The organism is Dactylosporangium sucinum, assembly GCF_014647515.1.
Classification (GTDB): domain Bacteria; phylum Actinomycetota; class Actinomycetes; order Mycobacteriales; family Micromonosporaceae; genus Dactylosporangium; species Dactylosporangium sucinum.
Genome location: NZ_BMPI01000006.1, coordinates 118,688 through 138,373 on the forward strand (window position 1 = coordinate 118,688; position 19,686 = coordinate 138,373).

Consider the following 19,686-nt stretch of genomic DNA (forward strand, 5'->3'; position numbering starts at 1 on the left):
TTACCGGCGGGTAGCAATCTACGTGAACAGCTCGCCGATCGCCTTCACGATGTTGACGTAGAAGTTGCCCTCGATCGCCCGGAAGATCTCGAACTTCTCGTGCGGCTCGCCGAAGAACGGCCGGAGCGTCCAGGCGAGCTGGGTGCCGACGAACCCGAACAGCAGGATCCAGACGTTGAGCAGGGCCATGCTGGCCGGGCGCTCGCCGGGTGCGAGCTCCTGCTGGGCCGCCGGGCGCGGCATCGGCCGCGGGGCCGGGCCGGGCACCGGGTAGGCCAGCCGGCCGTCCGGCATCAACACCGGCTGGGCCGGCATCGGATACGGCGGCAGGACCGGCGTCGCCTGCTGCGGCACCGGCGATACCGGAACCGCGGACACCGGCGCGATGGTGGCCGTCGGCCTGACGCCCGTCCCGTTGGGGCCGGCCGCCGGCGGGGCGACCGGCGCGGCGAGGCCGGGCACCGCCGAGACCGGCTTCGGCAGGTCCGCCGCCTCCGGCCCGTCGTCGTCCGCCTCGTCGGCGGCCGCCGCGGCCGCCTGGTCCGCCGCGGCCAGTTCAGCCAGCGCGAGCGCCTCCGCCCGCTCGCGCTCGGCCTGCTCCGCCCGCGCCTGCTCCTCGCGCTCGCGCCGCCGCGCGGCCGCCAGCGCCGCCGTCTGCTCGTTGAGCGTCCGCATGCCGCCGGTCAGGAACCGGAGGCCGACGAACGCCGCGAGCGTCAGGATGCCCACGTTCAGGATCTTGAAGAACGAGTAGCTGTACGCCGTGATCAGGAAGAACAGACTGATCGGCGCGAACGCCAGCGTCAGCACGGACGTGACGGTGATCGTCACCATGACCAGTGCCAGCGCCTGCCGTACCTGCAACCGCGCACCGAACACGAGATTGAACAGGTACAGCGTGGGCAGGCAGATGGCCAGCGTCGTCAGGAACAGCAGCGGCAGCTTGACCGCCGACACCCCCGCCTGCAGCACGCTGTTGGAGGCGCCGAGCACCGCTCCGTAGCAGGCCAGTGCCACCACGGAGCTGTACAGCATCTGTCGTGTGAGTCTGCCGAGATCGCGCTCTTCGCCGATCTGCCGCCAGATGGAGTCCCGGTCACGCAGAATCCGCTCGATGATGAGCAGTCCGCTGCCGGCTTCGCCATGTGTTGCCATCGGAGCTTCCCCCTACTCCGTCGAAGTTGGCGGCAGGCTATGCGACGCGCATCACTCAGCGCCACCCCACGTCGATGCGTTGTCCTCTTTCGTCGAAAAAGTGCAGAGCCTCCATCCGCACGGCCACCGTCAATGGGTGACCATGCGTGACCGCCGGATACGGCGCGAGTCGCACCGCCAGCTCGGCCGGGCGGCGGTGGTGCCGGCCGGGGTCGCTCAGCACGCTCTCCCGCTGGGCCGTGCGGCGCTGGCCGCCGCGGCCGTTGACGCCGGCGCCGACGAGCTCCACCTCGTCCGAGCCGCCGCCGCGGCCGGTGAGCTTGCTGACGAACCGGCGCAGGCCGCCGCCGTTGATCGGCACGTCCGTCGGCGGCTTGCCGATCTCGTCGACGATGACCGCCGTGGCGCCGATGTCGAGGAAGGCCAGCGACTCGTGGCCGTGGTGCTCGAGGTACCGGATGCGCCCCCGCAGCACGTCGCCGGACGTGGTGTCGGGCACCGGCGTCAGGGCCTCGGCCCGCACGCCGATCACGATGCGCTCGCCGTGGAAGTGCGCGACCTGGCGCGAGCGCAGGTCGTTCCACGGCAGGTGCAGCACCTGGTCGCCCATGTGCAGCGCGATGTGCCGGTCGAGGTGCACGTAGACCTCGGCCTCCAGCAGGTTCATGCGCGGGCTGCCGAGGAAGGCGGCGACGTAGAGGGTGGCCGGGCGCCCGTACACCTGCGTCGGGGTCCCGACGTCCTGCAGGACGCCCTTGCGGAGGATCGCGACCCGGTCGGCCATGGTCAACGCCTCGGCCTGGTCGTGGGTCACGTAGATCGTGGTGACGCCGAGCTCCCGCACCAGGCCGGAGATCTCGGCCCGCAGCTCGGCGCGCAGGCCACTGTCCAGGTTGGACAGCGGCTCGTCCATGAGGAAGAGCTTCGGCCGGCGCACGATGGCCCGGCCCATCGCGACGCGCTGGCGCTGGCCACCGGAGAGCTGCCCGGGCTTGCGGGCCAGCACGTCGCCGATGCCCAGCGCGCTCGCGACCTCGGCGACCTGCTCGGCCCGCGGCTGCGGCTCGACGCCGGACAGCCGGAGGGGGAAGCCGATGTTCTCGCCGACGGTCATGTGCGGGTAGAGGGCGAAGTCCTGGAAGACCATCGCGACGCCCCGTTCCCGCGGCGGGAGGTCGTTGGCCAGCTCACCGTCCATGATGATGGCACCGGAGGTGGGGTCCTCCAGGCCGGCCACCATGCGCAGCAGCGTCGACTTGCCGCAGCCACTGGGACCCAGGAGCACCATGAACTCGCCCTGTCCCACGTCAAGATTCACACGGTCGACAGCTACGGTGCCGTCGGCGAACACCTTCATCACATCTTTGAGCGCGACGGTAGCCACCGTCACCTCCGCCCCAGGTCAGCAGATCGCGGATCAACCAGTTACCCCGAGTCAAGTACTGTGATGGGGCGCACGCAAGTTGGTCCATCGGGTAAATGACCAGTGTTCGGCGTGTTACCGCGCAATCACGGTTAGGGAACCTGCCAGTTCATCCCGATGATCAGGATGCCTGGAAGTTCACCGTCACCGATGTGTAACCGAGCGCGGCGAGGAACTGCTGGAGCATCTTGCGCGTGTTCTCCTCGGCCCGTTTACCCAGGCCAGCATCCTTGGCGGCGTCGCCGATCTTCTGCTCGGCGAGCCGGTAGACCTCCTGCAGGCGATTCGGGTCCGAACTGAAGACGTCGCCGATGCGGTTGAAGACGCCACGCTCCTCGGAGTACACGTAGCTTCGCTCATTGTTGATGCGCACGGGACGCAGCTGCGGCGCCGGCAGCGTGATCTCCGCGGAGCGCCGGTCCTCGGACTCCTTGACCGCGCCCTGGCCGATGCTGGCGAAGTCGACGTAGACCTCGACCGACCCGGCCGCGACGAACAGGATCCGCTCGTTGAGCAGGAAGTCCGGGATGTACTTGCGGTCCTTCTGCACGTCGACGATGACCTCGAAGTTGCCCTCGGCGGCCACGAACTGGCTGAGGTCCTGCACCGACTTGAGCAGCGCCGGGCCGCTGCGGTCGGTCTGCTCCTGGGCGAACGGGTTCTTCAGGTCGGGGAACAGCCCCACCGTCTTGGCGCCGAGCACGAGGGCGACGACGAGGCCGATGGTGGCGACGAGCCAGAACAGCCCGCGCATGGCCCCGCCGCCCTGCTTCACGGGGACGACGACGGGCTCGGGGTTGGGCCGGGGGTCGAGCGTGTCGCCGATCTGCGGGCCGGTGATTTCGGGGTATTCGGAGGTCTTGGGGTCCTTCGGCTCCTCAGAGGAGAGGACCTTGTCGTCGTCGCTGCGGGCCATGCTCGCCACTCCTCGGGGAGGATCTTCTCCCTATCAAGGTAAGGCGCACCGCAAAACGTCGCGAGTCGATCTCAGCGCGTGTTCAGGCAAAGGCGGCGATGCCCGTCAGCTTCTGCCCGATGACCAGCTGATGGATCTCCGAGGTGCCCTCGTACGTGAGCACCGTCTCAAGGTTGGCGGCGTGGCGCATGACCGGATACTCGGCGCTGATCCCGTTGGCGCCGAGGATCGTGCGGCACTGCCGGGCGATCGCCAGGGCCTCCCGCACGTTGTTGAGCTTGCCCACGCTGACCTGCTCCGGGCTCAGCTCGCCCCGGTCGGCCCGGCGCCCGAGGTGCAGCGCGAGCAGGTAGCCCTTCTGCAGCTCGACCGCGGCGTCGGCGAGCTTGGCCTGGGTCAGCTGGAACCCGGCGATCGGCCGGCCGAACTGCTCCCGCGAGCCGGCGTAGTCCAGCGCCGTGTGCAGGCTGTCGCGGGCGGCGCCGAGCGCGCCCCACACGATCCCGTACCGCGCCTCGGTCAGGCACGACAGCGGCGCCTTCAGCCCGCGCGCGAGGGGCAGCTGGGCGCTCGCCGGGAGCCGGACGCCGTCGAGCACGATCTCGCCGGTGCACGAGGCGCGCAGCGACAGCTTGTGGTGCACCTCGCGGGCCGTCACGCCGGGCGTGTGCATCGGCACCGCGAAGCCGCTGATCCCCTCCTCGGTGCGGGCCCAGATCACCCCGACGTCGGCGACCGGCGCGTTGGTGATCCACATCTTCCCGCCGTCGAGGATCCAGTCGTCGCCGTCGCGGCGGGCCCGGGTCTTCATCGAGGCGGGGTCGGAGCCGTGGTCGGGCTCGGTCAGCCCGAAGCAGCCGATCGCCTCGCCGGCCGCCATCCGGGGCAGCCACTCGTCCTTCTGCTCATCCGACCCGTACTTCCAGATGGCGAACATCGCCAGCGAGCCCTGCACCGACACGAGGCTGCGCACGCCCGAGTCGCCGGCCTCCAGCTCGAGGCAGGCGAGCCCGTAGGCGACGGCGCTCGCGCCGGCGCACCCGTAGCCGTGCAGGTGCATGCCGAGCAGCCCCACCTTGGCGAGCTCCAGCGCCAGGTCGCGGACGGGCACCCGCCCCTGCTCGTACCACTCGACGACGCCGGGCCGGACGTGGTCGTCCACGACCCGCCGCACCACCCCGCGGATGGCGAGCTCCTCCTCGGAGTGCAGGGCGTCGACGTCGATGAGGTCCAGCGGTCGCGTGGTCACCCGAACAGCTTAAGCACCGTTCAACCCAGGGCCTGCCGCATGGGTGGGCCGCCGCCGCAGCCCGGCCGCACCTCTGCGGCAGGCCCTCGGGGGCCCGGGCCCCGGGCCTAGGCCTGTAAGACCCGGGCGTGGATCGACGTGCGTTGCTGTAGCGCCGCCCGCAGCGCCCGGTGCAGACCGTCCTCCAGGTAGAGGCCGCCCTCCCACTGCACCACGTGCGGGAACAGGTCGCCGTAGAACGTCGAGTCCTCGGCCAGCAGCTTGTCCAGTGCGAGCTCGCGCTTGGTGGTGATGAGCTGGTCGAGCCGCACCGGCCGCGGCGGGATCTCGGACCACTGTTTCAGCGTCAGCCCATGCTCCGGATAAGGCCGACCGTCGCGGACCGCCTTGAAGATCATGAACGTTTCACCCCCCTGACCGTGCCAGGGTACCGACTAGGTGCGACAGTTCCGGCGCCCTCCGTGGTCACAGTTCGGCGCTGGGGGTCCACCGGCCACGATGGGTGACGGTCCCGGCCTCCCGCCGGCCACGCCTCAGGGACGGCGACTTCTTGTCCTGGGCGCGGTAGCCGATGGTCATGGCGCCGATCGGCGTGTAGGCCTCGGGCACGTCGAACGCCGCCCGGTAGCCGGGGATCTGCGCCGGCGGGATGCCGAAGAAGCACGCGCCCAGCCCCTCGTCGACGGCGCCCAGGAGCACCAGCAGGCTGGCCATGCCGGTGTCGATGTGCCAGTAGGGCACCGGCCACCGGGCCTCGTCCTTGTCGGTCCAGCCCTTGTCGGGCTCGGCGTAGCGGTCCAGGTAGGCGTCGCGGTGGCTGTGCGGCACGACGATCACCGGAGCCCGGCTCATGCCCTCCAGCCAGCCCGACGGCAGGGCGTCCTCCGGCGTGGTGACCGACCAGAACCGGGCGACGTCCTCGGCCGAGGACAGCACCAGGAACTCCCAGCCCTGCGAGAAGCCGGCCGACGGGGCGTGCACGGCATAGCCGAGCAGCTTGTCGACCAGCTCCGCGGGCACCGGGCGATCGGGGTCGTAGTTGCGCACCATCCGCCGCCGGCGGATCACATCCGAAAGTTCCACGGGTTGAGACTAAACCGGGTCCAGAGCCGGCAGGTCCCGGCCAAACTCAGTTGGACCGGGTCCAGAGCCGGCCGGCCCCGACCGGATGAAGCTAGATCGTGCGGATCCCCCACGTGCCCTGCCAGGAGCTGCCCGGCTCCAGGACCAGCACGTCGCGGCCGGAGCGGAAAGCGTCGGGCGGGCAGGTCATCGGCTCGATCGCCAGCGCCTTGCGGAAGCGGTCGGCCGGGAGGGTGTCCGAGGAGTAGACCTGCCACCAGGTGAAGGAGGCGTCGGCCCAGACGGCCACGCCCCGCCCGTCGGGCGCGGTGACCTCGACCCGGGTGCCCCCGTCGGCGTCGGCGTCCACGTCGCCGAAGGCGGTGTCCAGCACGGTCCCGCCGAGCCGCCGCCCCTCCGTGAAGTCGTACTCGGTGCCGGCGACCGGCGCCCCGCCGATCGGCAGGAGGCGCGCGTCGACCAGCACCCGGCTGCGCGCCGGCACCCGCAGGTGCAGGTCGTCGACCGGCACGCCGGGAATCACCACGTACGGGTGGGTGGCCAGGCCGAACGGGGCCGCCGTCTCACCCGCGTTCGTCACCTGGTGGGTGGCGCGCAGGCCGCCGTCGCCGACCGACCACGTCGTGCGCAGCTGGAGCGGCCAGGGGTACCCCGGCGTCGGCACGAGGTCGTGCTCGAGCGTCACGCTGTCGGGGGTCGCGTCGGCGAGCCGCCACCGGGCCCAGTTGACCAGCCCGTGGATCGCGTTGTGCCGCTCCGGCTCGGTCAGCGGGAGCTGGTAGGACTCGCCGGCGAACGCGTACTGACCGTCGCGGATCCGGTTGGGCCAGGGCGCCAGCACGTGCCCGGCGGAGCCGACCGCCCGCTCGTGCTCGGCGTAGCCGGCCACGACGTCACGGCCGTCGACGGTGTAGCTGCGAACGCCACCCCCCACCTCGACGATGACTGCTTCGTGGCCGCCCGAGGCGATCGTCCACTGTGTACCGGATGGGGCGAGCGAGCGCTGCGCAGCGGCGGTGTCCATGGGCGCGACAATATCGTCAGTCGGACCGGTCGGTGTAGCGAAGGAGCACCGGGAAGCACAGTCCGAGGGCGACCGCGACCACGGCCGCGGCGATGCCACCGCTGACCCAGGAGAACGTCACCCCCGTCGCGTCGGCCACCGAACCAGCCCGAAGGTCACCCAGACGTGGACCTCCGGCCACCACGGCGAAGAAGACGCCCTGCAGCCGGCCCCGCATCTCGTCGGGCGCGCTGAGGAGGACGGTCTGGCGGTACACCCCGCTGATCATGTCCGCGGCACCCGCGAGCGCCATGAAAGCTACACACGCCCACAGCCACGGCACCGCCCCGGCGGCCGCCACGGCGAGACCCCAGCCGACCACGGCGAGGACGAGGGCGATCCCCCGGCGGTGGACCCGCCCGATCCAGCCCGACGTCAGCCCGGCGAGCGCGGCGCCGATGGCGATCGAGGCGTACAGCCAGCCCAGCGAGCTCGCCCCGAAGCGCTGGTCGGCCACGGCCGGGAACAGCGCCTTCGGCATGGCCAGCACCATGGCGCCGATGTCGATCGCGAACGTCAGCAGGATCAGCTTGTGGCCGGCGAGGAACCGCAGGCCGTCGCGCACGTCCCGCAGGCCGCCCGTCGCCTTGGTGCCACCCGGCGGTACCGCCGGCAGCCGCAACGCCGCCCAGAGCGCGACGGTGAAGAGGACGGCGTCGATCGCGTACGCGGCGGAGAAGTCGACGGCGGCGATCGCCAGGCCGGCGCCGACCGGTCCGCCGATGGCGGCGATGTTCGACACCGTGAAGCTCAGCGTCTGGGCCGCCGCCACCTCCTCGTTGTCGATCAGCGCCGGGATGATCGCCTGCCGGACCGGGCTGTTCACGCCGAACGCGGCCGACTGGGCGGCGATGAGCGCCAGCATCAGCCAGGCGTTGTCCAGGTGCAGCAGCGACTGGGCGAGCAGCCCGAGCGTGGTCAGCCACATGAGCAGCGAGCCGACGAGCAGCACCTTGCGCCGGTCGAACGCGTCGGCGATCGCGCCGCCCCACAGCGAGAACAGGATGAGCGGGATCAGGCCGACGAAGCTCGCGATGCCGACCCACAGCGCCGACTTCGTGATCGCGTAGACCTCGACCGGGACGGCGACGGCGGTGAACTGCACGCCGAAGAAGGAGATGGCGTTGCCGAGGAAGAGCCGGCGGTACGCGACGTGGCGCAGCGGGCGGACGTCGATGGCGTGGCGACGGATCCAGCTCTCCTCGCGCTTCTCCTCATCCGCGAGGGTCACGCGTCGTCCACTTCGCTCCGGCCGCGCTCCCACCGGACCAAGCCCACGGTGACCGGCCTCCTCCATTTCGCTCCTGAACCGGTCACGCGACCTCCGCTTCGCTCCGGACCGGTCACGGCGCCAGCCTCTCGACGCCCTCCGGGGTGAAGCGGAGGCGGTCGTGCAGGCGGCTCGGGCGGCCCTGCCAGAACTCCACCGTCTCTGGCGTCACCCGGTAGCCGCCCCAGTTCGGCGGCGGCTCGATCTCGCCGTCGCCGAACCGCTCGGCGGCCTCGGCGTAGTGACGCTCCAGCTCGTCACGCGACGCGATGACGCTCGACTGCGGGCTCGCCCACGCGCCGAGCTGCGCGGCCCGCGGGCGGACGGCGAAGTACTCGGCCGTCTCCTCGCGCGCGACCCGGACCACGCTCCCCTCGACGACGACCTGGCGGTGGATGGCGTACCACGGGAAGACGAGCGAGGCGCGCGGGTTGCCCGCGAGGTCGCGGCCCTTCCGCGAGTCGTAGTTCGTGAAGAACGTGAAACCGCGCTGGTCGTACCCCTTGAGCAGGACCGTGCGCGCGGACGGCCGCCCGTCGGCGGACGCGGTGGCCAGCAGCATCGCGTTGGGCTCCGCAACGTCGGACTCGACGGCGTCGGCGAACCAGGTGGCGAACTGGGTCAGCCAGTCCTCGGCGAGGTTCGCTTCCGTGAGCTCACCCGCGTACTCGGTCCGCATGCGCGACAAATCTTGCGGCGGTGTGCTGGGTTTCACGCCCACATCCTTCCTCCGCCGTCCGGAAATGCGTGAAGATGTGTCACGTATGACACATCTGAGCCTCCGTTCAGTCGGCAACCCCCGCCGAATGGGGCGAAGATGGCAGGGAGAACACCGGCGGGTAACAAACTGTCCGACACCCCGTAACAGCAGGAGTGCGAGATGTCCGATTTCAAGCCGGGACTCGAGGGCGTGATCGCTTTCGAATCCGAGATCGCCGAACCTGACAAAGAGGGCGGCGCGCTGCGGTATCGCGGCGTCGACATCGAGGATCTCATCGGCCAGGTGTCCTTCGGAAACGTTTGGGCGCTGCTGGTCGACGGGAAGTTCGGCCCCGGTCTTCCGCCCGCCGAGCCGTTCCCGGTTCCGGTGCACTCCGGCGACATCCGGGTCGACGTCCAGTCCGCCGTGGCCATGCTGGCGCCCTACTGGGGCCTGGGTCAGCTCCTCGACATCGAGACCCCGCAGGCCCGCGAGGACCTGGCGCGGGTCAGCGTCACCGCGCTCTCCTTCGTCGCGCAGGCCGCCCGGGGGCTGGGGCTTCCCGCGGTACCGCAGAAGGAGATCGACAAGGCGTCGACCATTGTGGAACGGTTCATGCGCCGCTGGCGGGGCGAGCCGGATCCGCGGCACGTGAAGGCGGTCGACGCCTACTTCATCTCCGCCGCCGAGCACGGCATGAACGCGTCCACGTTCACCACCCGGGTGGTCGCCTCCACGGGCGCCGACGCGGCCGCCTGCATCTCGTCCGGCATCGGCGCGCTGTCGGGCCCGCTGCACGGCGGCGCGCCGTCGCGCGTCCTCGGCATGATCGAGGCCGTCGAGCGCAGCGGTGACGCCGAGGGGTACGTCAAGAACGTGCTCGACCGCGGCGAGCGCCTGATGGGCTTCGGTCACCGGGTGTACCGCGCGGAGGACCCGCGCGCCCGCGTGCTGCGGCGCACCGCGAAGGAGCTCGGTGCGCCGCGCTTCGAGATCGCCGAGGCGCTGGAGAAGGCGGCGCTGGAGGAGCTGCACGCCCGCCGGCCCGACCGGGTGCTGGCCACCAACGTCGAGTTCTGGTCGGCCGTGGTGCTCGACTTCGCCGAGGTGCCGGCACACATGTTCACGTCGATGTTCACCTGTGCCCGGGTGGCCGGGTGGAGCGCGCACATCCTGGAGCAGAAGGAGCTCGGCCGGCTGGTCCGCCCGTCGGCCCGCTACGTCGGCCCGGGCCCGCGCAAGCCGCAGGACGTGGAGGGCTGGGACCTGATCCCGCACGACGCGTGAGCGGTTCGGAGCACAGTTTGGAAGCGTCGCCGGCGCGCAGCGGGGGGGACGCGTAGCATGTGACGCTCGTCTAAATTGCCGGGGTGCCGGCGGCTTTGATGGCAGGATCCGCGAGGTACCCGCCCGCCGCCGCACCCCGGAGTACTTCATGGCCGAGATTCGCATCCCTGACGAGCTCAAGCCCGCCGACGGCCGCTTCGGCTCGGGCCCGAGCAAGGTCCGGCCCGAGGCGGTGCGGGCGCTCGCCGGCGTCGCCACCAGCCTCCTCGGCACCAGCCACCGGCAGAAGACGGTCCGCGACGAGGTCGCCCGCCTGCGCCGGGGCATCGCCGAGCTGTTCAGCCTCCCCGACGGCTACGAGGTCGTCCTCGGCAACGGCGGCAGCACGGCGTTCTGGGAGGTCGCCGTCTTCGGCCTCATCCGCGACCGCGCGCAGTTCGCGAGCTTCGGCGAGTTCGGCGCGAAGTTCGCCTCGGCCGCCAAGAAGGCCCCGTTCCTCGGCGAGCCCACGATCGTCAAGGCCGAGCCCGGCACCGGCGCCTTCCTGCGCGCCGAGGAGGGCGTCGACGCGTACTGCTCGCCCCACAACGAGACCTCGACGGGCGTCGCGGTGCCGGTCAAGCGGCTCGCTCTCGACGGCGACGCGATCCACCTCACCGACGCGACCTCGGGCGCCGGCGGCCTGGAGGTCGACCTGACTCAGACCGACGCCTACTACTTCGCGCCGCAGAAGGGCTTCGGCTCCGACGGCGGCCTCTGGATCGCGCTGCTCTCGCCGGCCGCCATCGCGCGCGCCGCGGAGATCAAGGAGTCGGGGCGGTACATCCCGGACTTCTTCGACCTGCAGACGGCGATCGACAACTCGCGGCTGGAGCAGACCTACAACACCCCCGCCCTGGCCACCATCTTCCTCGCCGCCGAGCAGGTCGACTGGATGCTCGCGAACGGCGGGCTCTCGTTCGCGGCCAAGCGCAGCGAGGAGTCGGCGTCCATCCTGTACGGGTGGGCCGAGCGCTCGGCCGTCGCGACGCCGTTCGTCGCCGACCCGGCGGTGCGGTCCAACGTCGTCGGCACGATCGACTTCGCCGACTCGGTCGACGCCGCCACGGTGGCGAAGGTCCTGCGGGCCAACGGCATCGTCGACACCGACCCGTATCGCAAGCTCGGTCGCAACCAGCTCCGCGTGGCGATGTTCCCGGCCATCGACCCCTCGGACGTCGAGGCCCTGACCGTCTGCGTCGACTACGTCATCGAGCGCCTCTGATCTGCTCCGTTTCCGGTTTCTGTCGGCGCGGCGTGGGTCGTTCCAGCTAGGGTTGCCGTACTGTGACCGGAAGGCGCCGGCCGAATGGCGCCTGCAGCGGGTGGGACGGAGGCACGCGATGCGGCCTGTGCGATTCGTCGCCCTCTCGGAGGACGGCCAGGCGTTCGTCCTTGCCGACGAGGTTGGGCGGCTGCTTGCGCTGCCCATCGACGAGCGCGTCCACAGCGCCCTCCGCCCCGATCACAGCCACCCGACGAGCACGATCGAGACGGGCTCCTCGCAGCTCGCGCCGCGCGATATCCAGGCCCGCATCCGCTCCGGCGAGTCGGCCGAGGAGGTCGCGCGGGTCGCGGGCGTGCCGGTCGACCGGGTCCTGCGCTACGCGGGCCCGGTCCTCCAGGAGCGGGCGATGCTGGCCCAGCACGCCCGGCGCACCCGCCTGAAGACGTCCGAGAAGGGCGCCTCCCTGGCCGAGGTCGTCGACTCCCGGCTCGGCCAGCACGGCATCGACACCGAGAAGATCTCCTGGGACGCCTACCGCCGCGAGGACGGCACCTGGCGCATCACCGCGACCTGGCCGAGCGGCAAGGCGACGGCCCAGGCGGTGTGGGAGCTCGACAAGGCCCGCCAGCTGGTCGCGCCGCACGACGACATGGCGCAGTATCTCTGCACCGAGCGCGCCCCGCACATCCTCGGCCAGGAGCCCCCGGCCCCCGAGCGCCACCTGCCCAGCCGCGGCGAGTCCTCCCGCGGCGACCTCGGCCTGCGCCCCGACGCGGTGCGCACCGGTGGCCACGAGCCGATGCGCCCGGCGACGCCCGAGCGCCGCCCGGGCGGCCGCGGGCTGGGCACCGACCCGATCCGCGCGGGCCGCGACGCCCTGCTGGCGTCGCTGGACCGCCCGCTGGGCTCCGAGCGCGAGCGCGAGCGCCGCTCCGCCGCCGACGAACAGCCGGTCGTGACCCCGCCCCCGGTCGCCCAGGGCGAGACGCGGGCGCGCGGCGCGGCGGCCCTGATCGGCCGCTCCCCGTTCGACGACGACGGCGACCAGTCGAAGGAGATCCCAGCCGTCCCGTCCCTGGCCGTCCTCCGCCCCCGCCGCAACACGACGTCGGCCGCGGGCCCGGTCGACCAGCCGTCGGCCACGAGCGAGAAGCCGCGCAAGCGCCTGCCGAGCTGGGACGACGTCCTCTTCGGCGGCGCCCCGGCCGCCCGCGAGACCAGCTGACCCTCCACCGCCGCGGCCCGCTCCGCCGCGCCCCGCTCCGCCACGCCCCGCTCCGCCACCGCGGCCCGCTCGGCCGCAGCCCCGCTCGGCCACAGCCCGCTCCGCCGCGCCCCGCTGCCGCCCTGCTCCGCCGCAGCCCCGCTCGGCCACAGCCCGCTCCGCCACGCCCCGCTCCGCCACGCCCCGCTCCGCCACGCCCCGCTCCGCCACCGCGGCCCGCTCGGCCGCAGCCCCGCACCGCCGCTCCGCCACCGGTCCCGCTCCGCCACCGCGCGGCCCCGCTCCGCTCCGCCGTGGCCCCAACTCCCGGGTCATACGTAGACGTTGGTCGATCTACCCTCGCGATCCGAGATCAACATGAGGGTAGATCGACCAACGTCTAGGTTTGAGCCTGCCCCCACCGCCGAGCACGCGGCCCCCGCTCATGATCCAGGGAGACTTCTGGCTGTCCCAGCAACCAGAAATTCGCCCTCGATCTTGGGAGCAAACAGCCCCGGCGCGTGGATAGGTTGGGGTCCATGGAGTACACGAACCTTGGGCGGACCGGGTTGTCGGTCAGCCGGCTGTGCCTGGGCACCATGAACTTCGGGCCGAAGACGACCGAGCCCGACAGCTTCGCGATCATGGACCGCGCGATCGAGCACGGCATCAACTTCTTCGACACCGCCAACGTCTACGGGTGGAAGCTCGGCGAAGGCATCACCGAGAACATCATCGGCCGCTGGATCGCCCAGGGCGGCGGCCGGCGCGAGAAGATCGTCCTGGCCACCAAGGTCTACGGCAAGATGCAGGACTGGCCCAACGGCCAGGGCCTCTCCGCCCGCCACATCATCGCCGAGGCCAACGCCTCACTGCGCCGCCTCCAGACGGATTACATCGATCTGTACCAGATGCACCACATTTCCCGCAGTACTCCTTGGGAAGAAATCTGGCAGGCGATGGAGGTCCTCGTCGCGCAGGGAAAGGTGTTGTACATCGGGAGCTCCAACTTCGCCGGATGGCACATCGCCGCCGCGCAGGAGTCGGCGCGCCGCCGCAACTTCCTCGGGCTCGTCGCCGAGCAGTGCATCTACAACCTCATGGCGCGCACGGTCGAGCTGGAGGTGCTGCCGGCGGCCCGGCAGTACGGCCTGGGGATCATCCCCTGGTCGCCGCTGCACGGCGGCCTGCTCAGCGGCGCTTTGGCCAAGCTCGCCGCGGGCGCGGCCGGCCGCTCCGGCGAGGGCCGCTCGGCCAGCGATCTGGAGAAGCACCGGGCGTCCATCGAGGCGTTCGAGAAGCTGGCCGCGGAGCTCGGCGCCGACCCGGCCAACGTCGCGCTGGCCTGGCTGCTCGCGCAGGAGGGCGTGACGGCGCCGATCATCGGCCCGCGCACCCTGGAGCAGCTCGACGGCGCGCTGGGCGCGCTCGACCTGAAGCTCGAGGACGAGACCCTGACCCGCCTCGACGAGCTGTTCCCGCCGGTCGGCAACGGCGGCCCCGGCCCCGAGGCGTGGGCCTGGTAGGTCGCCTCAGGCGGTGGCGCCGGGCGGCCCGCTCAGCGCCACCGTCGCCAGCGGCTCGTACGCCGGGTTCGGCCCCAGGAAGCTCCGCACGAGTCGCAGCTCGTCGACCGGCCACAACGGGCTCTCGTACTCGTCCAGCGCCGCCAGGTCCGCCGCCAGCTCGCCGGCGCTCAGCCGGTCTCCTGGCCGCGCGATCGTGACGTGCGGCTGCAGCGGCTTGCGGTCGAACGGCAGCCGCCGACGCCGCAACGACCGGCGTACCTCGTGCCCGAGCGCGGCCAGCCGAGATCCACCGCCCTCGGCGAGCCGGCCCCGCCGCCCGACCCCGCCGGCTTCCTGGCCGACCCCGCCGGCTTCCTCGCGGACCTTTGCCAGCAGCGTGGTGAACCGCCCACGCCCGAACCGGCCGCCGCCCGCGATCCGCACCGTCGGCGGCTCGGCCGACAGCCCGTGCAGCAGCTCGACCGCCAGGTCGGCCTGCTCGTCCGGCACGTCGCCGAGGAACGCGATCGTGATGTGCCATCGCTCGGGCGTGGCGAGGCGGGTGGACCGCCCGGGCGGCATCGGCCGGGCCACCGCCAGGCGGCTCACCATCGCGCCGAAGTGGGCGCGGACGTCCTCCGGCGGGTACGCCGCGATGAACAGTCTCAACGCTGCTGGGCCCCCGCGTCGCGCAGGACCAGCCCGGCCCGCTGCAGCTCGCCCTCCAGGCGCAGCCGCTCGAGCTCCAGGTCGACGCCGTGCAGCTCGTCGAGGTGCTCCTCGACCGCGAGTTGCCGGCAGGCGGTCCGCAACCCCTCGTCGTACGCGCGCTGGACCGCGTTGAACCACACCGGCGACCGCAGGGCGATCCCGCCGCGCAGCCGGTTGAGCCGGCGGAGGTCCCCGGCGACCTGCTCGATCGGCGGGCACGACGGCATGGGCCGCTCGCCTGCGGTGAACTCCTCGACGCCCCGGCCGAGCCGGCTCAGCTGCCAGCGCCGCCCGAGGCGGGTCTCGGTCCACCGGCCGCCGAGCGTCGAGCGCTGCTTGCGGCGCAGCCGCCGCCGGATGAACCGCCAGGTCCGTTCGAGGATTTCGTCGGCCGAGATGAGCAGCAGGCAGACCAGACACGGCGCCACGGCGATGAGCCCAATGGCGCCGGCCACGAGCAGGCCGTGCAACACGCCCACGCTTCGAGGCTAAGCCCGCACGCGCAACGATCGCCACCAATTTGCCAAATCTCGGCCGCCTCGCGGGGTGGACTTTGACCGAAGGGGTTGACACCGGACGGCCGCGAGGAGCATATTCAACCCGGCAGTTAATTAACCGAGTGGTTGAGGAAGGCGACGACGGTGGACCGGCTGAGTGAGGTGTTCGGCGCGCTCGCCGATCCGACGCGGCGGGCGATCCTGGCCCGGCTGGCGGAGGGTGAGGCGACGGTCAACCAGCTCGCCGAGCCGTTCCCGGTCAGCCTCCAGGCCATCTCCAAGCACCTGAAGGTGCTGGAGCGGGCCGGCCTGATCACCCGCGGCAAGGAGGCGCAGTGGCGGCCGTGCCGCCTCGACGCCGCGCCGCTGCGCGACGTGGCCGGCTGGGTCGCCACCTACGAGCGCTTCTGGGAAGAGCGCTACGACCGCCTCGGTGATTACCTGCAACGACTGCAGAAGGAAGCAACCCGACCGGAGGAGCAACCATGAGCCGCGACGACCTGACCGTGACCCTGCCGTCCGACCTGGAGATCAAGATGGTGCGCGCGTTCGACGCGCCGCGCACGCTGGTGTTCGCCGCCCACGCCGAGCCCGAGCACCTCAAGCACTGGTGGGGCCGGGGCAACCCGCTCGACATCCAGCTGGACTTCCGCCCCGGCGGCAAGTACCGCATCGTGGAGCACGCCGACGGCGAGGAGTACGCGTTCCGCGGTGAGTACCTGGAGATCCAGGAGCCCGAGCGGATCGTGTGGACCTTCGAGTTCGAGGGCATGCCGGGCCACGTGTGCGTCGAGACGATCGAGTTCACCGAGGAGGCCGGCAAGACCACGATCACCAGCCTCACCCGCTTCGACACCAAGGAGGACCGCGACGGCATGGCCGCCTCGGGCATGGCGGAGGGCGCCAGCACCTCCTACGACGCCCTGGCCACCTACCTGGAGAAACTCTGATGGGCAGGCTCGTCGTCACGGCCCAGATGTCGGCGGACGCGAGCATCGGCCCGTCGATCGGCTGGTACCAGCCGGGCGGCGCCCACGAGCAGGCCGGCGAGGACGAGGTCCGCCTGGCCGACGCCTTCCTGCTGGGCCGCAGGACCTACGCGGCCCTGGCCCCGATCTGGCTGGCCACGAGCGGCACCTTCGCCGACGAGGTCAACGCCAAGCCGAAGTACGTGGCCTCTAGAAGCGGTTCCCTGACGGAGCCCCTCGACTGGAACGCCAAGCCGATCGCGGGCGCCCTGCCCGAAGCCGTGCGCGCCCTGAAGTCCGAGCACCCTGGCAACCTGCTGACCTACGGCTGCGGCGAGTTCGCATACGAGCTGGTCAGCCACGGCCTGGTGGACGAGCTGCACCTCTGGGTCCACCCGGTCATCTGGAGCGAGCCGTCCCGCCCGCTGCACGGCCTGGGCCACGTACGGATGCGTCTGAAGGCCAGCACGGCCTTCCCCAACGGCGTGGTCCTCAACGTCTACGAGCCACTCCCGACCGACACCTGACCGGGGTGATCCCGGCAATCCCGGCGCCCATCGAGGCCCCGGGATTGCCGAGTTTGCCCAGCCGTGGGGGTGGGCCCAACGTGTAGCCCGTCACGGCGGTAAGAGCGGCGGGCGGGTGGACCCGCCGCGAGGTCACGGCCGTGACCGCCCCTGCGGGCGGCGGACTCGGCGAACCTGGCAGGGCGGAAGCAGCGGGACTCGGCCGGCGGCGCCCCCTCGCCGCCGCCGACCCAGCCCTGCTGCCGGCTCCGTAGGCCCGGCCGGAAGGTGCCGCTACTGGGTCGACGCGACCAGCACCGAGCGGAACTCCCTCAAGGCCTCCTCGTCACCTTCCACCGCGACGAGCGGTTGCGCATCGGCCGTCGGGCTGGACTCTCGTGCCCAGAGCCAGCGCAGCACCGGGGTGGCCGCGCCGTGGATCACCGCGTCGGCGTCGGGCAGCGTGGACGGCGCGGCGTCGGTGACCGTCACCGCGTCGGGGTCGGTGCGGACCAGCCAGGCCGGGCCGTCGGTGACCCGGACGGCCAGCGTGCGGCCCTTGGCCGCGCTCAGGGCGGCGGTGAACTCGCCGGGCCAGGCGTGGGTGCCGTAGTCGACGAACAGCTTGAGGACCTCGTCGATGCCGTCGACGGCGAGGTCGTCCGGGATCGGGGCGACCGGGGCCTGGAGGGCCAGCTCGGCGTCGATGCGGTGGATGACCGACTCCTGCGCCATGCGGCGGATCCAGAAGCGGACGGTCTGGTCGGGCTTGTGCCAGGTCGGGGTCGGGTCGGCGTCGGCGCGGCGGGCGAACTCCTCGATCAGCGCACCGTAGGCCCGGTCGAGCAGGGCGACCGGCGCCTCCGCCGCCAGCTCGTCCGGCGGCCAGGGATCGGGGAAGGCGCCGTCGCGCATCGTCGTCGCCTTGTGCAGATAGACCTCCGCGACGTGGCGGACCAGATCCGCCGTCGTCCAGTCCGGGCAGCTCGGGACCGGGGCCCCGAGGTCCCGGCCCGCGACGGTGCGCAACCTCAGATAGTCGTCGGCGAGGCACTCCAGCAAACGTGACCGTTCCATGCCCGCGACCTAACCACAGGGGTACGACATTTTTCAGCGCACCGGCTCCAGCACCACCTGCACGTGCGGGCGCGGGCGCAGGTGGACGCGGACCTTGCCGCCGGCCTTGCGCAGCTGGAAGACGGTCACGACCAGCGTCGCGAGCAGGGAGATCAGGCCGCCCGCCCAGATGCCGGAACGCGGGCCGAACTGCTCGGCGCACCAGCCGATGACCAGGGAGCCCAGCGGCGTGCTGCCCAGGAAGACCAGCACGTAGAGGGCCATGACGCGGCCGCGGAAGGCGGCGTCGGTGCCGAGCTGGACCCGCTGGTTGGCGGCCTGCGCGAAGTAGATCATGAAGAAGCCGGTCGGCAGCAGGAGCACGACCGCGGCGATGAAGCTCGGGGCGAAGCCGACCAGCGTCTCGAACGCGCCGAACAGGATGGCCGCGGCGAGCACCCGCCACACCGACGGGCGGGACCGGCGGCGGGAGCTGGCGAGGGCGCCGGCCAGCGCGCCGACCGCGATCGCGGTGGTGAGCAGGCCGAAGTACTGCGCGTCGACCTTGAACTCGACGCGGGCGAGCACCGCCAGGGTGAGCTGGAAGTTGAAGCCGAACAGGCCGATGACCAGCACCAGGAAGATGGCCAGGCTGAGGTCGGGGCGCCGCCAGACGTACCGCAACCCGTCGACCGTCCGCACATCGCGCGCCGCGACGGGCTCGCGCTCCACGCGGTACAACTCGGAGGAACGCATCCGGGCGAGGGAGACCAGCGGTGCGATGCTCAGCAGCGCGGTGAGCAGGAAGATCGGGCCGGTCGAGTCGCCGAGCAGGGCGATGACGATGCCGGCGACCGCGGGACCGACCACCCGGGCGGTGTTGAACGTCGCCGACGACAGCGAGAGCGCGTTGGGCAGCAGCTCCTTCGTGACCAGCTCGGACACGAACGACTGGCGCACCGGCGTCTCGATCGCGCTGATCATGCCGAACAGGGCGGCCGTCACGAACACCCACACCAGGGTGACCACGCCGGACACGACGAGCACCCCGAGCAGGGTCGCGACCACGGCCGCGGCGCCGTTCGCGATCAGCAGCAGGCGACGCTTGTCGTACCTGTCGGCGAGCTGCCCGCCGTACAACGTGAGCAGCAGCACCGGCGTGAACTGCAGCGCCGTCACCACGCCGAGCGCGCTCGCGCTGTTGCCGGAGAGCTGGAGGACCAGCCAGTCCTGCGCGGTGAACAGCATCCACGTGCCGAGCAGTTTGATCAGCTGGCCGGTGGTGAAGAGGCGGTAGTTGCGGACCTTGAGCGAGCCGAAGGTCGTCATGCGCTGCGGCCGATCCGCCCCAGAATCTCGGCGGCCTGGGCCAGGACGGACCGCTCCTCCGGGGTGAGGGCCATGAGCTGCTTGGCGAGCCACTCGTCGCGGGCCCGGCGGTGCTCGGCGACGACGGCGCGACCGGTCTCGGTGGCGGCCAGGATGACCTGGCGGCCGTCGGTCGGGTGGGGGCTGCGCTGGACGAGCCCGCGGTCCTCCAGCTTGGCCACGATCTTGGTCAGCGTCGGCGGCTGGACCCGCTCGGCCTCGGCGAGCTCGCGCGGTGTCAGCGCCCCGTGCAGCTCCAGGCTGGTCAGCGCGGAGAGCTGGGTGATCGTGAGGTCACCGATCGGGCGAGCCTGGCGCAGCCGGCGGTTGAGTCGGGTGATGCTGTCCCGGAGCGCCGCCGCGAGCTGGGCACCTGCGATTTTGGGAACACGAACCATCACATTCGTTAGCTTACCTAATGAGCATGGCTAACGACCTGTGTCGGTGATCACGGG

The 19,686-nt window shown here is 71.7% G+C and carries 21 protein-coding genes; 7 read left to right on the forward strand and 14 right to left on the reverse strand.

The features are described from left to right. Window positions 1-18: 18 nt before the first annotated feature. The 9 genes from IEZ31_RS07725 to pdxH form a co-directional block, all read right to left on the reverse strand. Complete coding sequence (locus tag IEZ31_RS07725; protein ID WP_190249064.1) at window positions 19-1,155, reverse strand: hypothetical protein; 1,137 nt, start codon at window positions 1,153-1,155, stop codon at window positions 19-21. Window positions 1,156-1,210: 55 nt separating this feature from the next. Further along, on the reverse strand, window positions 1,211-2,539 hold the full coding sequence (locus IEZ31_RS07730) for an ABC transporter ATP-binding protein (protein WP_190249065.1): 1,329 nt from the start codon (window positions 2,537-2,539) through the stop codon (window positions 1,211-1,213). 160 nt (window positions 2,540-2,699) lie between these two features. Continuing rightward, complete coding sequence (locus tag IEZ31_RS07735) at window positions 2,700-3,494, reverse strand: DUF4230 domain-containing protein (protein WP_229834433.1); 795 nt, start codon at window positions 3,492-3,494, stop codon at window positions 2,700-2,702. A gap of 82 nt (window positions 3,495-3,576) precedes the next feature. Continuing rightward, window positions 3,577-4,743: an acyl-CoA dehydrogenase family protein gene (locus tag IEZ31_RS07740; RefSeq protein WP_190249066.1), complete on the reverse strand. Its 1,167-nt coding sequence runs from the start codon at window positions 4,741-4,743 to the stop codon at window positions 3,577-3,579. 107 nt (window positions 4,744-4,850) lie between these two features. Then, window positions 4,851-5,141 (reverse strand): type II toxin-antitoxin system VapB family antitoxin, encoded by a 291-nt coding sequence (locus tag IEZ31_RS07745; protein ID WP_190249067.1) that lies wholly within the window; start codon window positions 5,139-5,141, stop codon window positions 4,851-4,853. A gap of 67 nt (window positions 5,142-5,208) precedes the next feature. Next, window positions 5,209-5,826, reverse strand: a complete 618-nt coding sequence (locus IEZ31_RS07750) for a nitroreductase family protein (RefSeq protein ID WP_190249068.1) — start codon at window positions 5,824-5,826, stop codon at window positions 5,209-5,211. Between the two features lie 91 nt (window positions 5,827-5,917). Then, window positions 5,918-6,850: an aldose 1-epimerase family protein gene (locus IEZ31_RS07755; protein WP_190249069.1), complete on the reverse strand. Its 933-nt coding sequence runs from the start codon at window positions 6,848-6,850 to the stop codon at window positions 5,918-5,920. A gap of 16 nt (window positions 6,851-6,866) precedes the next feature. Continuing rightward, window positions 6,867-8,120 (reverse strand): MFS transporter, encoded by a 1,254-nt coding sequence (locus IEZ31_RS07760; protein ID WP_229834434.1) that lies wholly within the window; start codon window positions 8,118-8,120, stop codon window positions 6,867-6,869. Window positions 8,121-8,232: 112 nt separating this feature from the next. Next, complete coding sequence (pdxH, locus tag IEZ31_RS07765; protein ID WP_373294525.1) at window positions 8,233-8,880, reverse strand: pyridoxamine 5'-phosphate oxidase; 648 nt, start codon at window positions 8,878-8,880, stop codon at window positions 8,233-8,235. Between the two features lie 159 nt (window positions 8,881-9,039). Here pdxH and IEZ31_RS07770 point away from each other — a divergent pair, with 159 nt between their 5' ends. The 4 genes from IEZ31_RS07770 (at window position 9,040) to IEZ31_RS07785 (ending at window position 14,143) form a co-directional block, all read left to right on the forward strand. Then, complete coding sequence (locus tag IEZ31_RS07770; RefSeq protein WP_190249072.1) at window positions 9,040-10,146, forward strand: citrate synthase 2; 1,107 nt, start codon at window positions 9,040-9,042, stop codon at window positions 10,144-10,146. 148 nt (window positions 10,147-10,294) lie between these two features. Next, complete coding sequence (gene serC, locus IEZ31_RS07775; protein WP_190249073.1) at window positions 10,295-11,410, forward strand: phosphoserine transaminase; 1,116 nt, start codon at window positions 10,295-10,297, stop codon at window positions 11,408-11,410. A 118-nt stretch (window positions 11,411-11,528) separates the two neighbouring features. Further along, a complete protein-coding gene (gene sepH / locus IEZ31_RS07780) occupies window positions 11,529-12,638 on the forward strand; it encodes a septation protein SepH (RefSeq protein WP_190249074.1) in 1,110 nt (369 codons plus the stop codon). A 518-nt stretch (window positions 12,639-13,156) separates the two neighbouring features. Continuing rightward, complete coding sequence (locus IEZ31_RS07785; RefSeq protein WP_190249075.1) at window positions 13,157-14,143, forward strand: aldo/keto reductase; 987 nt, start codon at window positions 13,157-13,159, stop codon at window positions 14,141-14,143. Between the two features lie 6 nt (window positions 14,144-14,149). Here the strand turns inward: IEZ31_RS07785 and IEZ31_RS07790 are convergent, their stop codons facing one another. Both IEZ31_RS07790 and IEZ31_RS07795 read right to left on the reverse strand, forming a co-directional pair. Beyond that, the gene (locus tag IEZ31_RS07790; protein WP_190249076.1) at window positions 14,150-14,794 is read right to left on the reverse strand and encodes a 2'-5' RNA ligase family protein; all 645 of its coding nucleotides are present in this window, start codon (window positions 14,792-14,794) and stop codon (window positions 14,150-14,152) included. Next, window positions 14,791-15,315 (reverse strand): hypothetical protein, encoded by a 525-nt coding sequence (locus IEZ31_RS07795; RefSeq protein WP_190249077.1) that lies wholly within the window; start codon window positions 15,313-15,315, stop codon window positions 14,791-14,793. The genes IEZ31_RS07790 and IEZ31_RS07795 overlap by 4 nt, the downstream gene beginning before the upstream one ends. Before the next feature lie 162 nt (window positions 15,316-15,477). Here IEZ31_RS07795 and IEZ31_RS07800 point away from each other — a divergent pair, with 162 nt between their 5' ends. The 3 genes from IEZ31_RS07800 to IEZ31_RS07810 are packed head-to-tail and all read left to right on the forward strand — an operon-like array spanning window position 15,478 to window position 16,828. Then, on the forward strand, window positions 15,478-15,822 hold the full coding sequence (locus tag IEZ31_RS07800) for an ArsR/SmtB family transcription factor (RefSeq protein ID WP_190249078.1): 345 nt from the start codon (window positions 15,478-15,480) through the stop codon (window positions 15,820-15,822). Beyond that, window positions 15,819-16,283 (forward strand): SRPBCC family protein, encoded by a 465-nt coding sequence (locus tag IEZ31_RS07805; protein WP_190249079.1) that lies wholly within the window; start codon window positions 15,819-15,821, stop codon window positions 16,281-16,283. The genes IEZ31_RS07800 and IEZ31_RS07805 overlap by 4 nt, the downstream gene beginning before the upstream one ends. Continuing rightward, window positions 16,283-16,828, forward strand: coding sequence for a dihydrofolate reductase family protein (locus tag IEZ31_RS07810; RefSeq protein WP_190249080.1), 546 nt, complete (start codon window positions 16,283-16,285; stop codon window positions 16,826-16,828). Before IEZ31_RS07805 ends, IEZ31_RS07810 begins: the two co-directional genes overlap by 1 nt. Before the next feature lie 273 nt (window positions 16,829-17,101). Here IEZ31_RS07810 and IEZ31_RS07815 read toward each other — a convergent pair whose 3' ends face one another. From IEZ31_RS07815 to IEZ31_RS07825, 3 genes are read right to left on the reverse strand one after another with little or no spacing between them, the layout of a single operon-like run. Further along, complete coding sequence (locus tag IEZ31_RS07815; protein ID WP_190249081.1) at window positions 17,102-17,884, reverse strand: maleylpyruvate isomerase family mycothiol-dependent enzyme; 783 nt, start codon at window positions 17,882-17,884, stop codon at window positions 17,102-17,104. Between the two features lie 33 nt (window positions 17,885-17,917). Continuing rightward, window positions 17,918-19,192, reverse strand: coding sequence for an MFS transporter (locus IEZ31_RS07820; RefSeq protein ID WP_190249082.1), 1,275 nt, complete (start codon window positions 19,190-19,192; stop codon window positions 17,918-17,920). Next, window positions 19,189-19,629 (reverse strand): MarR family winged helix-turn-helix transcriptional regulator, encoded by a 441-nt coding sequence (locus IEZ31_RS07825; RefSeq protein WP_190249192.1) that lies wholly within the window; start codon window positions 19,627-19,629, stop codon window positions 19,189-19,191. Before IEZ31_RS07825 ends, IEZ31_RS07820 begins: the two co-directional genes overlap by 4 nt. Window positions 19,630-19,686 lie beyond the last annotated feature (57 nt).

Excerpts from the sequence above, each read along its gene's own strand:
- sepH (WP_190249074.1), top strand. The coding sequence starts at position 11,529 with ATGCGGCCTGTGCGATTCGTCGCCCTCTCGGAGGACGGCCAGGCGTTC.
- IEZ31_RS07805 (WP_190249079.1), top strand. The coding sequence starts at position 15,819 with ATGAGCCGCGACGACCTGACCGTGACCCTGCCGTCCGACCTGGAGATC.
- IEZ31_RS07810 (WP_190249080.1), top strand. The coding sequence starts at position 16,283 with ATGGGCAGGCTCGTCGTCACGGCCCAGATGTCGGCGGACGCGAGCATC.
- IEZ31_RS07770 (WP_190249072.1), top strand. The coding sequence starts at position 9,040 with ATGTCCGATTTCAAGCCGGGACTCGAGGGCGTGATCGCTTTCGAATCC.
- IEZ31_RS07745 (WP_190249067.1), bottom strand. The coding sequence starts at position 5,141 with ATGATCTTCAAGGCGGTCCGCGACGGTCGGCCTTATCCGGAGCATGGG.
- IEZ31_RS07825 (WP_190249192.1), bottom strand. The coding sequence starts at position 19,629 with ATGGTTCGTGTTCCCAAAATCGCAGGTGCCCAGCTCGCGGCGGCGCTC.
- serC (WP_190249073.1), top strand. The coding sequence starts at position 10,295 with ATGGCCGAGATTCGCATCCCTGACGAGCTCAAGCCCGCCGACGGCCGC.
- IEZ31_RS07755 (WP_190249069.1), bottom strand. The coding sequence starts at position 6,850 with ATGGACACCGCCGCTGCGCAGCGCTCGCTCGCCCCATCCGGTACACAG.
- IEZ31_RS07815 (WP_190249081.1), bottom strand. The coding sequence starts at position 17,884 with ATGGAACGGTCACGTTTGCTGGAGTGCCTCGCCGACGACTATCTGAGG.
- IEZ31_RS07735 (WP_229834433.1), bottom strand. The coding sequence starts at position 3,494 with ATGGCCCGCAGCGACGACGACAAGGTCCTCTCCTCTGAGGAGCCGAAG.
- IEZ31_RS07820 (WP_190249082.1), bottom strand. The coding sequence starts at position 19,192 with ATGACGACCTTCGGCTCGCTCAAGGTCCGCAACTACCGCCTCTTCACC.
- IEZ31_RS07785 (WP_190249075.1), top strand. The coding sequence starts at position 13,157 with ATGGAGTACACGAACCTTGGGCGGACCGGGTTGTCGGTCAGCCGGCTG.
- IEZ31_RS07725 (WP_190249064.1), bottom strand. The coding sequence starts at position 1,155 with ATGGCAACACATGGCGAAGCCGGCAGCGGACTGCTCATCATCGAGCGG.